Source organism: Pseudomonas spelaei, from assembly GCF_009724245.1.
Lineage (GTDB): Bacteria > Pseudomonadota > Gammaproteobacteria > Pseudomonadales > Pseudomonadaceae > Aquipseudomonas > Aquipseudomonas spelaei.
Genome location: NZ_WNNK01000002.1, coordinates 75,877 through 90,319, shown reverse-complemented (window position 1 = coordinate 90,319; position 14,443 = coordinate 75,877). Strand labels below are relative to the sequence as shown.

12 protein-coding genes are annotated in these 14,443 nt (G+C 58.0%); 10 read left to right on the top strand and 2 right to left on the bottom strand.

The window, feature by feature from the left end; all coding sequences use genetic code 11:
• Positions 1–14: 14 nt before the first annotated feature.
• Together GNF76_RS02550 and map are read right to left on the bottom strand one after the other, a co-directional pair.
• Positions 15–2,717: a [protein-PII] uridylyltransferase gene (locus GNF76_RS02550; protein WP_155581620.1), complete on the bottom strand. Its 2,703-nt coding sequence runs from the start codon at positions 2,715–2,717 to the stop codon at positions 15–17.
• 59 nt (positions 2,718–2,776) lie between these two features.
• Positions 2,777–3,559 carry a type I methionyl aminopeptidase gene (gene map / locus GNF76_RS02545; RefSeq protein WP_155581619.1) on the bottom strand — a complete coding sequence of 261 codons (783 nt, stop codon included), beginning with the start codon at positions 3,557–3,559 and terminating at the stop codon, positions 2,777–2,779.
• A 386-nt stretch (positions 3,560–3,945) separates the two neighbouring features.
• On the opposite strand from map, the gene rpsB reads away from it, so the two are divergent.
• From rpsB to GNF76_RS02495, 10 genes are all read left to right on the top strand, one after another.
• Entirely contained in the window at positions 3,946–4,683 is a 738-nt protein-coding gene (rpsB, locus tag GNF76_RS02540; protein WP_003189158.1) for a 30S ribosomal protein S2, read from the top strand.
• A 203-nt stretch (positions 4,684–4,886) separates the two neighbouring features.
• Positions 4,887–5,750: a translation elongation factor Ts gene (gene tsf / locus GNF76_RS02535; protein ID WP_155581618.1), complete on the top strand. Its 864-nt coding sequence runs from the start codon at positions 4,887–4,889 to the stop codon at positions 5,748–5,750.
• 210 nt (positions 5,751–5,960) lie between these two features.
• Positions 5,961–6,704, top strand: coding sequence for a UMP kinase (pyrH, locus tag GNF76_RS02530; RefSeq protein WP_155581617.1), 744 nt, complete (start codon positions 5,961–5,963; stop codon positions 6,702–6,704).
• A complete protein-coding gene (frr, locus tag GNF76_RS02525) occupies positions 6,701–7,258 on the top strand; it encodes a ribosome recycling factor (protein WP_010176756.1) in 558 nt (185 codons plus the stop codon). Before pyrH ends, frr begins: the two co-directional genes overlap by 4 nt.
• Before the next feature lie 17 nt (positions 7,259–7,275).
• Positions 7,276–8,031, top strand: a complete 756-nt coding sequence (gene uppS / locus GNF76_RS02520; RefSeq protein ID WP_155581616.1) for a polyprenyl diphosphate synthase — start codon at positions 7,276–7,278, stop codon at positions 8,029–8,031.
• Positions 8,031–8,837, top strand: coding sequence for a phosphatidate cytidylyltransferase (locus GNF76_RS02515; RefSeq protein WP_155581615.1), 807 nt, complete (start codon positions 8,031–8,033; stop codon positions 8,835–8,837). Before uppS ends, GNF76_RS02515 begins: the two co-directional genes overlap by 1 nt.
• Positions 8,834–10,024 (top strand): 1-deoxy-D-xylulose-5-phosphate reductoisomerase, encoded by a 1,191-nt coding sequence (gene ispC, locus GNF76_RS02510; protein ID WP_178123146.1) that lies wholly within the window; start codon positions 8,834–8,836, stop codon positions 10,022–10,024. Before GNF76_RS02515 ends, ispC begins: the two co-directional genes overlap by 4 nt.
• A 54-nt stretch (positions 10,025–10,078) precedes the next feature.
• Entirely contained in the window at positions 10,079–11,431 is a 1,353-nt protein-coding gene (gene rseP, locus GNF76_RS02505; protein ID WP_155581614.1) for a sigma E protease regulator RseP, read from the top strand.
• A gap of 74 nt (positions 11,432–11,505) precedes the next feature.
• Positions 11,506–13,893 carry an outer membrane protein assembly factor BamA gene (gene bamA, locus GNF76_RS02500; RefSeq protein WP_155581613.1) on the top strand — a complete coding sequence of 796 codons (2,388 nt, stop codon included), beginning with the start codon at positions 11,506–11,508 and terminating at the stop codon, positions 13,891–13,893.
• Between the two features lie 44 nt (positions 13,894–13,937).
• Positions 13,938–14,441 (top strand): OmpH/Skp family outer membrane protein, encoded by a 504-nt coding sequence (locus GNF76_RS02495; protein WP_003219314.1) that lies wholly within the window; start codon positions 13,938–13,940, stop codon positions 14,439–14,441.
• Positions 14,442–14,443 lie beyond the last annotated feature (2 nt).

Genomic DNA, 14,443 nt, shown 5'->3' with positions numbered 1-14,443 from the left:
ACAAAGTTAAAAATTCAAATCGTCAGGCGCGTCAGCTCGACACCGGGTTCCTGGGTCACGCTCAACTGCTGCACGATCGCCTCCTGCAAACGCAGGCACAGTTCAGGGTCGGAAAGCGGCTGGTTGTCAGCGTCGGTGATAAAGAACACGTCTTCTACTCGTTCGCCCAGGGTCGCAATCTTGGCGTTCTGCAGCGACAGGTCGAACTCCAGGAAGATCGTGCCGATCCGTGCCAACAGGCCCGGGCGATCGGGTGCACTGAGTTCCAATACGGTCACGGGGCGCTGTGCATCATTGTGAATGGTCACCTGGGGCGCAAAGGCAAAGTGCTTGAGCTGGCGAGGTACCCGGCGCTGGATGATGGTCGGGTAGTCGTCGGGGTTGCGCAGGGCCTCGGTCAGGCCTTCGCGGATCTTCTTCACGCGGGCGGGGTTGTCGCCAATGGACTCGCCTTCCGTGTCGAGCACGATGTAGGTATCGAGGGTGAACTGGCTGCTGGACGTGATAACCCGGGCGTCGTGAATGTTCAGGTTGAGCTGGTCCATGGCGGCCACGGTCACGGCGAAGAAGTCGTGCTGGTCCGGCGCATAGATGAAAATCTGCGTACCGCCCTCGAACTCGCGTTGGGTGGTTTCCTTGATCAGCACCAGTGGTCCGCCATCGGCCGGCTGCTGCAGGATCGCATCGCTGTGCCAGGCCACGTCGCCGGCGGTGTGGCGCAGGAAGTAGTCGTCTCCCAGTTGCGACCAGAGCTGCTCGACGTCGTCCGGGTCGTTACCGCCGCGTACCAGAATGTCCAGGGCCGCGCTTTGGGTGCGGCGGATCTGTTCTTCGCGGTCCACCGGGTTCTCCAGACCGCGACGCAAGGCGCGCTTGGTCTCGGTGTAGAGCTGGCGCAACAGGCTGGCGCGCCAGGAGTTCCACAGCGTCGGGTTGGTGGCGTTGATGTCGGAGACGGTCAGCACGTACAGGTAGTCGAGACGGGTTTCGTCGCCGACGATCTGCGCGAAGTCGTGGATCACCTGCGGGTCGGACAAATCCTTGCGCTGGGCGGTGGTGGACATCACCAAGTGGTTTTGCACCAGCCAGACGATCAGGCGGCTGTCCCACAGGGGCAACTGATGACGCTGGCAGAACGCTTCGGCGTCTACGGCACCAATTTCCGAGTGATCGCCGTGACGGCCCTTGCCGATGTCGTGGTAAAGGCCGGCGAGGTAGATCAGTTCGGGCTTGGGCAGGCGTGCCATGAGCTTGCTGGCCAGCGGGAATTTCTCTGACACCTGGGTGTACTGCAACTTACGCAGGTGTTTGATCAGGTTCAGGGTGTGGGCGTCCACGGTGTAGATGTGGAACAGGTCGTGCTGCATTTGCCCGACGATAAAGCCGAACTCCGGCAAATAGCGCCCGAGAATGCCGTAACGGTTCATCCGCCGCAGGTTGCGGTGGATGCCGATCTTGCACTTGAACAGTTCGATAAACAGGCTGGTGTTGCGGATGTCGTTGCGAAAATCGTCATCGATCAGATGTCGGTTTTCCCGCAGCAGACGAATGGTATCGGCACGTACGCCTTTGATCTCCGGCTGCTGGGCCATCAGGACGAAGATTTCCAGCATGGCGAAGGGCGTGCGTTTGAACACGTTGTCGCTGCGCGCCTCGATATAGCCATCGTGCAGTTGGAAGCGCGAGTTGATCGGCTGCGGTGGTGCTTCGTCTTCCGGGGCCAGGATCACTTCTTCGAAGTGCTGGATGATCAGGTCGCTGAGCTGGGCAATGCTCATGACCACCCGGTAGTACTGCTGCATGAAGCTTTCGATGCTGGTCTTGGCGTCTTCCCCTTCGAACCCCAGCAGTGTCGCGATAGAGCGCTGGTGGTCGAACAGCAGGCGGTCTTCGGAGCGTCCGGCGAGCATGTGCAGGGCGTAGCGCACCTTCCACAGGAATTCCTGGGAGGAAGCCAGCAGGGCGTTTTCGCTCTCCACCAGGAAGCCTTCGCCGGCCAGGGCTCGCAGGTTCAGCGTGCCATATTGGCGCCGCGCGACCCACAAAATGGTCTGGATGTCCCGCAGTCCGCCAGGGGAGCCTTTGACATTGGGCTCCAGGTTGTACTCGGTGTCGTTGTACTTGTGGTGCCGGGCCTTCTGTTCGGCGCGCTTGGCCAGGAAGAAATCCTTGCTCGGCCACATGTGGGCGGTGCTGGTGACTTCCAGCATGCGCTGGCGCAGGCGTTCGGGGCCGCAGATGGTACGGCTTTCCATCAGGTTGGTGACGACGGTCAGGTCGGCGCGGGCCTCTTCGGCGCATTCATCCACCGAACGTACACTTTGGCCGACTTCCAGGCCGATATCCCACAACAACGTCAGAAAACGCTCGATGGAGTCGCGAAAAATCTCATGATCGGCGCTGTCCAGCAGGATCAGCAGGTCGATGTCGGAGTAGGGGTGCAGTTCGCCGCGACCGTAGCCGCCGACGGCCACCAGGGCGATGTCGGCGTCTTCACTCCAACTGAACTGTTCCCAGGCCTTTTGCAGGATGTTATCGACGAACCAGGCGCGGTCCTCGATCAGCCGACGGATGTCCCGGCCACTGCGAAAGCGCTCATCGAGCACTTCCCGGGCCTGGCGGATGGCCTTCTTGAAGGCGGCGATGGGGCTTGCCTTCAGCGCCAGTTCCGCCTGGAACTGGCCACGGTCGAAGAGTTCGGGATCCACCTGGGGCATCGATCGGCTTTCCTTTCTATCTATAAGTCACACGCTTTGCGCGAAAACCGACGCAACAATCAGGCCGAAACGCGAGGGATCGTGTCGTCAGCGCGCAGGGTGAAGATCTCGTAGCCAGTGTCGGTCACCAGCAGGGTGTGTTCCCACTGAGCCGAGAGCTTGCGGTCCTTGGTGATAGCGGTCCAGCCGTCGCCCAGCACCTTGGTGTCGGCCTTGCCCTGGTTGATCATCGGCTCGATGGTGAAGGTCATGCCCGCCTTGAGTTCCATGCCGGTGCCGGCACGGCCGTAGTGCAGGATCTGCGGCTCTTCGTGGAACACCTTGCCGATGCCGTGGCCGCAGAATTCGCGAACCACCGAGAAACCGTTCTTTTCGGCGTGCTTCTGGATCACTTCACCGATGTCACCCAGGCGGCAGCCGGGCTTGACGATCTCGATGGCCTTGTACATGCATTCCTGAGTGATTTGCGACAGACGCTCGGCCCACACGGGCACGGTGCCGACGTGGAACATGCGGCTGGTATCGCCGTGGTAGCCATCCTTGATCACGGTGACGTCGATGTTCAGGGTGTCGCCGTCTTTCAGTGGCTTGTCGCCGGGAATCCCGTGGCAGACCACATGGTTGATCGAGGTGCAGATCGACTTGGGGAAACCCTTGTAGTTCAGCGGTGCAGGGATGGCCTTTTGCACATCAACTATATAGTCGTGGCAGATGCGGTCCAGCTCTTCAGTAGTAACGCCGGGCTTGACGTGTTCGGCAATCATTTCCAGCACGTCGGCAGCCAGTTTGCCGGCAACGCGCATGCCAGCGATGTCTTCGGCGGTTTTGAGGGTGACGGTCATACAGGCTCTCTCTAGCGCGACGCGCTGAAATCAATACGGTTTACGGGTGTGCGACAAAAGGTTGCTGAATTCGCACAAGCCCAAAAAACGCGATTCTAACAGACGCAGGGGGCAAACCATGAGCGTCTGGCTATCGCTTCTCTCTATTAAGATGAGGGCATTCTGGCTCTATTCAAAGGCTTGCGCAAAAGCGGTTGCCGGCAAATGTGATTGCGGGTTTCGTTTTTGCCCTTCGTGTGGTATAAAATGCGCCGCTTTCCGGGGATACCCCGCAAAGCTTAAATCCACACACGTGTCGACACGATGACCTGGGTGCCGGAGGCTTGATGCCGCTGGTTGGTCATTGGGATACGTGGAGGCCAAACCCGACTTATTAAGGAACTATCATGTCCCAAGTCAACATGCGCGATATGCTGAAGGCCGGTGTGCACTTCGGTCACCAGACCCGTTACTGGAACCCGAAAATGGGTAAGTACATTTTCGGCGCGCGTAACAAGATCCACATCATCAACCTTGAAAAAACCCTGCCAATGTTCAACGAAGCTCTGACTTTCGTAGAGCGCCTGGCCCAGGGCAAAAACAAGATTCTGTTCGTCGGCACCAAGCGTTCCGCTGGCAAGATCGTTGCTGAAGAAGCAGCACGTTGCGGTTCGCCGTACGTCGATCACCGCTGGTTGGGCGGCATGCTGACCAACTTCAAAACCATCCGTGCTTCCATCAAGCGTCTGCGTGACCTTGAAGTGCAAGCCGAAGACGGTACTTTCGCCAAGCTGACCAAGAAAGAAGCGCTGATGCGCTCCCGTGACCTGGAAAAGCTCGATCGTTCCCTGGGTGGTATCAAGGACATGGGCGGTCTGCCTGACGCACTGTTCGTTATCGACGTTGATCACGAGCGCATCGCGATCACCGAAGCCAACAAGCTGGGCATCCCGGTTATCGGCGTAGTCGATACCAACAGCAGCCCGGAAGGCGTTGACTACATCATCCCAGGTAACGATGACGCAATCCGCGCTATCCAGCTGTACATGGGTTCGATGGCTGACGCTGTAATCCGTGGCCGCAACCACGTTGCTGGCGGCACCGAGCAGTTCGTTGAAGAAGCTCCGGTAGCAGCAGCTGAGTAATTGACGCCTTGGCGTTGACTCAGTAAGCAAAAAGGGGGCTTGGCCCCCTTTTTGCCACCTCGAAAACCATTTGTCGGCGCCCACTTGTGGCAGCGCAACATTGCGACTGTAACGTGCAGCGGTCTACAAGGGTGATTCGGGAAGAATTGAACGCCCGTTTGATCGGGTGGAATGGTTGATAACCTATCCAAGAGGATTTTGAAATGGCAGAGATTACTGCAGCGTTGGTCAAAGAACTGCGTGAGCGTACTGGCGAAGGCATGATGGATTGCAAAAAGGCCTTGACCAAGGCCGGCGGCGACATCGAAAAAGCCATTGATGACATGCGCGCTTCGGGCGCCATCAAGGCTGCCAAGAAAGCAGGCAACGTAGCTGCTGAAGGCGCTATCGCTCTGAAGGAAGACGGTAAAACCGCCGTTCTGCTGGAAGTGAACTCGCAGACCGACTTCCTGGCCCTGCAGGACGATTTCAAGGCATTTGTTGCTGCAAGCGTTGAAAAAGCGTTCGCCGACAAGCTGACTGACGTCGCTCCGCTGATCGAAGCTCAAGAAGCTGCTCGCCTGGTACTGGTCGGCAAGGTTGGCGAAAACGTCAACATCCGTCGCCTGGCTCGCGTTGAAGGTGATGTGGTTGGTGGTTACCTGCACGGTAACAAGATCGGCGTTGTGGTTGCCCTTAAAGGTGGCAACGTTGAACTGGCCAAAGACATCGCCATGCACGTAGCGGCCAGCAACCCTGAATTCCTGCTGCCATCGGAAGTGTCCGCTGAAGCGGTCGAGCGCGAGAAGGCTGTATTCCTGAGCCTCAACGCTGACAAGATCGCCGGCAAGCCGGAAAACATCGTTGAAAACATGATCAAAGGCCGTATCAGCAAGTTCCTGGCTGAAGCGAGCCTGGTTGAGCAGGCGTTCGTCAAGAACCCTGAAATCAAGGTTGGCGAACTGGCCAAGAAAGCCGGTGCTGAAATCGTTTCCTTCACCTACTTCAAAGTAGGCGACGGCATCGAGAAGCCGGTCGACAACTTCGCTGAAGAAGTTGCTGCCCAGCTGGCTGCCGCCAAGCAATAAGACGGTTTTCAACTGTCGCCCAAAAGAGGCTGCCCGCTCACGCGCGCAGCCTCTTTTCAAATGGGATGATCAATTTTATTTGGTTTCCCTCCGGAACTGGCTTACAAAGCCGTGTTCCGATGGCGCTGTGATAGCGTCCAGCTAGAGTAAACGCAGGCCGTAAACGGCTTGCCAAGAATTTTTAAAAATACGCCGCAGGAGAGATTCGCAATGGCTCAGCAGGGCAGTGGTTATCAGGCTCGCTATAAACGCATTCTACTCAAGCTTAGCGGCGAGGCCCTGATGGGTTCGGAAGAGTTCGGGATCGATCCCAAGGTGCTCGACCGCATGGCACTGGAAGTCGGCCAACTGGTCGGCATCGGTGTTCAGGTCGGCCTGGTGATCGGCGGCGGTAACCTGTTCCGCGGTGCGGCGCTCAGCGCGGCCGGTATGGATCGGGTCACTGGCGACCACATGGGCATGCTGGCCACTGTGATGAACGCCCTGGCCATGCGCGACGCCCTGGAGCGGGCCAATATCACGGCGATCGTGATGTCGGCTATTTCCATGGTGGGTGTAACCGATCACTATGACCGCCGCAAAGCCATGCGTCACCTGGACGCCAAGGAAGTGGTGATTTTTGCTGCGGGTACCGGTAACCCGTTCTTCACCACTGATTCGGCAGCCTGCTTGCGTGGCATTGAAATCAATGCAGACGTAGTGCTTAAAGCAACCAAGGTTGATGGCGTTTACACTGCTGACCCGTTCAAAGACCCGCATGCCGAGAAGTTCGATCATCTGACCTACGATGAAGTGCTGGATCGCAAGCTGGGTGTGATGGACCTGACAGCTATTTGCCTGTGCCGCGACCACAAGATGCCGCTGCGCGTATTTAACATGAACAAACCCGGCGCCCTGCTGAATATCGTACATGGCGGCGCGGAAGGGACTCTGATCGAGGAAGTCGAGCAATGATCAACGAAATCAAGAAAGACGCTCAAGAGCGCATGCAGAAATCCCTGGACTCTCTGAACCATGCATTTGGTCAGATTCGTACCGGCAAGGCCCACCCAAGCATTCTGGGCAGCGTGATGGTGCCGTACTACGGCGCGGACACCTCTATCACCCAGGTAGCCAACATCACTGTAAAAGACTCCCGCACCCTGCAAGTCGTGGCCTTTGAGCGCAACATGCTCGGCGCCGTCGACAAGGCTATTCAAAGTGCTGGTCTGAACCTCAACCCGACCAACCTGGGCGAGTTGCTGTTGATTTCCATGCCTGCCCTGACCGAAGAAACCCGCAAGGGCTTCACCAAGCAGGCGCGTAGCGCGGCCGAAGATGCTCGTGTTGCTGTGCGCAACATTCGTCGCGATGCCTTGGGTGACCTGAAGAAGCTGGTCAAGGACAAGGAAATCAGCGAAGACGAAGAGCGCCGTGCTGTCGCTGATATCGACAAGTTGACCAAAGACGCCGAGGCCCAGATCACCAAGGCCACGGAAGATAAAGAAAAGGACCTGATGGCCGTATAAGGGGTCAGGAAGCCTTCATGGAAAAGACCAAGCAGACTGTGCCCTCCGTGGTGCCGCGCCATGTCGCGATCATCATGGATGGGAATAATCGCTGGGCGAAAAAACGCTTTATGCCGGGTGTTGCCGGGCATAAAGCGGGCGTCGATGCGGTGCGTGCGGTGATCGAGGTGTGTGCCGAGGCCAAGGTCGAAGTGCTGACCTTGTTCGCGTTCTCCAGTGAAAACTGGCAGCGTCCGGCGGAAGAAGTCAGCGCCTTGATGGACCTGTTCTTCAAGGCCTTGCGTCGTGAGGCCAAGCGCCTGAACGAGAACAACATCAGCTTGCGCATTATCGGCGATCGCTCGCGGTTTCATCCGGAGCTGCAAACGGCGATGCGTGAAGCTGAGGCGATCACCGCTGGCAGTAACCGTTTTGTGCTGCAGATCGCGGCCAACTACGGTGGCCAATGGGATATCGCCCAGGCTGCCCAGCGTCTGGCTCGCGAAGTACAGGCCGGTCATCTGCGGCCGGAAGATATTACGCCCGAACTGCTGCAAACCTGTCTGGTAACCGGTGATCTGCCGCTGCCGGACTTGTGTATCCGTACCGGTGGCGAACACCGCATCAGCAACTTCCTGTTGTGGCAGTTGGCCTATACCGAATTGTACTTCTCCGACCTGTTCTGGCCGGACTTCAAACACGATGCCATGCGTAACGCGCTGGCCGATTTCGCTTCCCGTCAGCGTCGCTTCGGTAAAACGAGCGATCAGATTGAAGCTGGAGCCCGGGTTTAATGCTTAAACAACGAATCATCACGGCACTGATCCTGTTGCCGATCGCCTTGTGCGGGTTCTTCCTGCTCGAGGGTTCCGGTTTTGCGCTGTTCATAGGCCTGGTTGTCACCTTGGGTGCCTGGGAATGGGCGCGCCTGGCAGGGTTTGCGGAACAACTGCCACGTGTGGTGTATGCCGCAGTCGTGGCCTTGTTGCTGTTCCTGATGTACATCCTGCCGGACGTGGCGCCCTGGGTGCTGGGCGCGGCGGTCCTGTGGTGGGGCTTGGCGACATTCCTCGTGCTGACGTATCCGCAGACCAGTGGTCATTGGTCCAGCGTCGCCTGCAAGTTGGTGATTGGCCTGTTGATCCTGCTGCCGGCCTGGCAAGGCCTGGTGCAGATCAAGCATTCCCCTATGGGCAACTGGTTGATCATGGCGGTGATGGTGCTGGTCTGGGGGGCTGATATCGGCGCCTACTTCTCCGGTCGTGCCTTTGGCAAGCGCAAGCTGGCGCCGGCGGTCAGTCCGGGCAAGAGCTGGGAAGGTGTATACGGTGGCTTGGCGCTGACCCTGGTGATTACCGTTGTTGTGGGTGTTGTGCGTGATTGGACCGTCAAGGAGATGCTCCTGGCCTTGATTGGCGCAGCGGTGGTCGTGCTGATTTCCGTGGTGGGTGACCTGACCGAAAGCATGTTCAAGCGCCAGGCCGGGATCAAGGACAGCAGTAACCTGCTGCCAGGTCATGGTGGTGTTCTGGACCGCATTGACAGCCTGACCGCGGCCATCCCGATCTTTGCCGTGTTGTTGTGGATGGCCGCCTCGTGAGCCGTCTGCAACAAGTGACCGTGCTGGGCGCTACCGGCTCGGTGGGGTTGAGCACTCTGGATGTGATTGCGCGTCATCCCGAACGCTATCAAGTATTCGCCTTGACCGGTTTTAGCCGTTTGAGTGAGTTGCTGGCGTTGTGTGTTCGTCATGTGCCGCGCTACGCCGTGGTGCCTGAAGCCGTAGCTGCGCGGGGCTTGCAGGATGATCTGCGAGCGGCGGGCCTGTCGACTCAGGTGCTGGTGGGAGAGGCAGGGCTGTGTCAGGTCTCGGCCGATCCTGAGGTCGACACGGTCGTGGCTGCGATTGTCGGCGCTGCCGGCTTGCGTCCGACCCTCGCTGCGGTCGATGCGGGCAAGAAGATTTTGTTGGCCAACAAGGAAGCGTTGGTCATGTCTGGCGCACTCTTTATGCAAGCGGTGCGCAAGAGCGGCGCGGTGTTGTTGCCGCTGGACAGTGAACACAACGCGATTTTCCAGTGCATGCCCGGGGATTTTGCCCGTGGCCTGAGCCAGGTGGGTGTGCGCCGTATCCTGCTGACCGCTTCCGGTGGTCCGTTCCGCCAGACACCCTTGGCCGAACTGGAGCACGTATCTCCTGATCAAGCGTGTGCCCATCCCAATTGGTCCATGGGGCGCAAGATCTCGGTTGATTCGGCAAGCATGATGAACAAAGGCCTGGAGCTGATCGAGGCGTGCTGGTTGTTCGATGCGCGACCTGATCAGGTCGAGGTGGTGATCCACCCGCAAAGTGTGATTCATTCCCTGGTCGACTATGTGGATGGTTCGGTGCTGGCTCAATTGGGCAACCCGGACATGCGTACGCCGATTGCCAATGCCTTGGCTTGGCCGGAACGCATTGATTCTGGCGTGGCGCCCCTGGATTTGTTCGCTATCGCCCGTCTGGACTTCGAGGCGCCCGATGAGCAGCGCTTTCCTTGCTTGCGTCTGGCGCGAGAAGCGGCCGAGGCGGGTAACAGCGCGCCGGCGATGCTGAATGCGGCCAATGAAGTGGCGGTAGCGGCGTTTCTCGAACGGCGCATCCGTTTCCCGGAGATCGCGAGTATCATCGAGGACGTTCTGAGTCGTGAGCCAGTGGTTGCTGTGAATGAATTGAGTGCTGTGTTCGAGGCTGATACAAAGGCCCGGGCCCTGACCGAACAATGGTTGAGCCGCAACGCGCGTTAGCCCGGGGGTGTGCTTGGGCCTGCAAGGCACTGGATTGGAATGCGGAGAAATTAGATGAGTGCGCTCTACATGATTGTCGGCACCCTGGTTGCTCTGGGTGTGCTGGTCACCTTCCACGAATTCGGCCACTTCTGGGTGGCGCGTCGTTGCGGCGTCAAGGTATTGCGCTTTTCCGTCGGCTTCGGCATGCCGTTGCTGCGCTGGCACGACCGCCGTGGCACCGAGTTTGTGATTGCGGCCATTCCCTTGGGCGGTTACGTCAAGATGCTTGACGAGCGCGAAGGTGAAGTGCCGGCCGATCAATTAGACCAATCCTTTAACCGCAAGACCGTTCGTCAGCGTATCGCCATCGTTGCCGCTGGCCCTATCGCCAATTTCTTGCTGGCCATGGTGTTCTTCTGGGTGTTGGCGATGTTGGGCAGCCAGCAGGTGCGCCCGGTCATTGGCGCGGTCGAGGCGGGCAGTATTGCAGCCAAGGCCGGCCTCAGCGCGGGCCAGGAAATTGTCGCTATTGACGGTGAGCCTACCGTTGGTTGGGGAGCGGTCAATCTGCAGTTGGTACGTCGCCTGGGTGAAAGCGGCATCGTGAAGCTGGTGGTCCGCGAGCAGGACTCCACGGCTGAGACCCCGCGCGAGCTGACCCTGGACCATTGGCTCAAGGGGGCCGATGAGCCTGATCCGATCAAGTCCCTGGGGATTCGTCCGTGGCGTCCGGCCTTGCCGCCCGTGCTGGCAGAGCTGGATCCCAAGGGGCCGGCCCAGGCTGCTGGTCTGAAAACCGGTGACCGACTGCTGGCCCTTGATGGCCAGGCATTGGATGACTGGCAGCAAGTGGTTGATCAGGTTCGTGTACGTCCTGATACCAAAATTGTGCTGAAAGTTGAGCGTGACGGTGCTCAAATCGACGTCCCAGTGACCCTGGCGGTTCGCGGGGAGGCCAAGGCCGCCGGGGGTTATCTGGGCGCCGGGGTGAAAGGTGTCGAGTGGCCACCGTCGATGGTGCGAGAGGTCAGTTTCGGGCCTTTGGCAGCCATTGGCGAGGGCGCGCGGCGCACTTGGACCATGAGTGTGCTGACCCTCGATTCCCTCAAGAAAATGTTGTTCGGCGAGCTCTCGGTAAAAAACTTGAGTGGACCGATAACCATTGCTAAAGTGGCGGGCGCTTCTGCCCAGTCGGGCATGGCTGATTTCCTGAATTTCCTGGCTTATCTGAGTATTAGCCTGGGGGTTCTGAATTTGTTGCCCATTCCAGTATTGGATGGGGGACATCTGTTGTTTTATCTGGTCGAGTGGGTGCGTGGTCGCCCCTTGTCGGATCGGGTGCAGGGTTGGGGGATACAGATCGGTATCAGTTTGGTGGTCGGAGTGATGTTGTTAGCTCTGGTCAACGATCTGGGACGACTGTAACGCTTCGCTGAATTGCGAATCTGCCGCATTTTGCGGCAGTTTGTTTATTGCCAGTTGGAATAAGAAAGGACTTCATGAAACGTCTGCTGCTAACTGCGGTTCTCACCGTATTGATGATCGCCGAAGTTCACGCCGAGTCCTTCACCATCTCCGATATTCGCGTCAACGGCCTCCAGCGGGTTTCCGCGGGTAGCGTCTTTGGTGCCTTGCCGTTGAACGTCGGGGAACAGGCTGATGACCGTCGCCTGGTGGAATCCACTCGTGCGCTGTTCAAAACCGGTTTCTTTCAAGACATCCAACTGGGTCGCGAAGGTAACGTCCTCGTTATCACCGTGGTCGAGCGACCTTCGGTCGCCAGTATCGAGATCGAAGGCAACAAGGCGATCTCCACTGAGGACTTGATGAAAGGCCTCAAGCAATCTGGCCTTGCCGAAGGCGAGATCTTCCAGCGTGCCACTCTCGAGGGTGTGCGTAACGAACTGCAACGCCAGTACGTTGCCCAAGGCCGTTATTCCGCTTCCGTGGAAACCGAAGTGGTGCCGCAACCGCGCAACCGTGTCGGCCTGAAGGTCAAGATCAATGAAGGGACCGTGGCGGCCATCCAGCACATCAACGTGGTGGGTAACACCAAGTTTGCTGACGAAGACCTGATCGACCTGTTCGAGCTCAAGACCACCAACTGGCTGTCGTTCTTCAAGAATGACGACAAGTACGCCCGTGAAAAACTCTCCGGTGACCTGGAGCGTCTGCGCTCCTACTATCTGGACCGTGGCTATATCAACATGGATATCGCCTCGACCCAGGTGTCTATCACCCCGGACAAGAAACACGTCTATATCACCGTTAACGTCAACGAAGGCGAGAAGTACCGCGTTCGTGATGTCAAGCTCAGCGGCGACTTGAAAGTGCCTGAAGACCAGGTCAAGTCCCTGCTGCTGGTGCAGAAAGATCAGGTGTTCTCGCGCAAGCTGATGACCACCACGTCCGAACTGATCACCCGCCGTCTGGGTAACGAGGGTTACACCTTCGCCAACGTCAACGGCGTGCCAACCCCGCACGATGATGATCACACCGTGGACATCACCTTTGTCGTCGACCCTGGCAAGCGTGCCTACGTCAACCGCATCAACTTCCGTGGCAACACCAAGTCTGCGGACGAAGTGCTGCGTCGTGAGATGCGTCAGATGGAAGGTGGTTGGGCTTCGACTTACCTGATCGACCAGTCCAAGACCCGTCTTGAGCGCCTGGGCTTCTTCAAGGAAGTCAACGTCGAGACCCCGGCCGTACCGGGTGTGGATGACCAGGTTGATGTGAACTATGCCGTGGAAGAGCAAGCTTCCGGTTCGATCACCGCCAGCGTCGGGTTCGCCCAGAGCGCGGGCCTGATCCTCGGTGGCTCGATCACCCAGAACAACTTCCTGGGTACCGGTAACAAGGTCAGCATTGGCTTGACCCGAAGCGAATACCAGAGCCGCTATAACTTTGGTTATGTCGACCCCTACTGGACCGCTGACGGCGTGAGCCTGGGCTATAACGCTTTCTATCGCACCACTGACTACAAAGACCTCGATGTCGACGTAGCAAGCTATGCAATCGACAGCCTGGGTGCGGGCGTCAACATCGGTTACCCGATCAGCGAGACTTCGCGTCTGACCTTCGGCCTGACCGCGCAACAAGACAAGATCAAGACCGGTGTTTACACCGTGGACGAGATCTTCGACTTCGTGCGTAAAGAAGGTGATCAGTTCCTGAACTTCAAGGCCTCGGCCGGCTGGTCGGAGTCGACCCTGAACAAAGGGGTAATGGCAACGCGTGGTCACTCTCAGAGCTTGACCCTGGAAGCCACTACCCCGGGTAGCGACCTGTCGTTCTTCAAGCTTGATTATCGTGGCCAGGTGTTCGCGCCTCTGACCGATAACTACACCATGCGCTTCCATACGGAATTGGGTTATGGCGACGGCTATGGTTCGACCAGTGGTCTACCGTTCTACGAGAACTACTACGCGGGTGGTTTCAACTCGGTACGTGGTTTCAAGGACAGCACCCTCGGACCTCGTGGTACGCCGAGCCGTGGCGTCGGTCAGACCGGCAACGTCGGGACGCAAGTAGATACCGACGACAAGCCGCTGCCATTCGGTGGTAACGTGCTGATTCAAGGTGGTGCGGAGCTGCTGTTCCCTCTGCCATTCGTCAAGGATCAACGTTCTCTGCGGACTTCGCTCTTCTGGGATGTGGGTAACGTGTTCGATTCCAAGTGCGAGCAGATCATCAACCCGAGCGGTTTGAAGTCCAACACCCAGTGTAACGACGTCAGTTTCAGCAACCTGGCCAGCTCCGTTGGTGTAGGTGTGACCTGGGTTACCGCCTTGGGTCCATTGAGCTTTGCTCTGGCCATGCCGGTGAAGAAACCGGATAACGCTGAAACCCAGATCTTCCAATTCTCCCTCGGCCAGACTTTCTAAGAGTCTGACCCAAGATAACGACAACGGATTTGTAGGAGTGCATCGTGCGTAAGTTGACTCAATTGGTTCTCCTGGCGACTGTCCTGGTAGCGACCCCGGCCTTTGCCGAAATGAAAATCGCCGTCCTGAACTATCAGATGGCCCTGTTGGAATCCGATGCGGCCAAGAAGTACGCCGTGGATGCCGAGAAAAAATTCGGTCCACAACTGACCAAGCTCAAGACGCTGGAAAGCAGTGCCAAGGGTATCCAGGATCGTCTGGTTGCCGGTGGTGACAAAATGCAGCAAGGCGAGCGCGAGCGTCTGGAGCTTGAATTCAAGCAAAAGGCTCGTGATTACCAGTTCCAGTCCAAGGAGCTGAACGAAGCCAAGGCTGTTGCCGACCGTGAAATGCTCAAGCAGCTCAAGCCGAAACTCGACAGCGCTGTTGAAGAAGTCATCAAGAAAGGTGCTTTCGACCTGGTCTTCGAGCGTGGCGCTGTGATTGACGTCAAACCTCAGTACGACATCACCCGTCAGGTGATCGAGCGCATGAATCAGCTGAAGTAAAC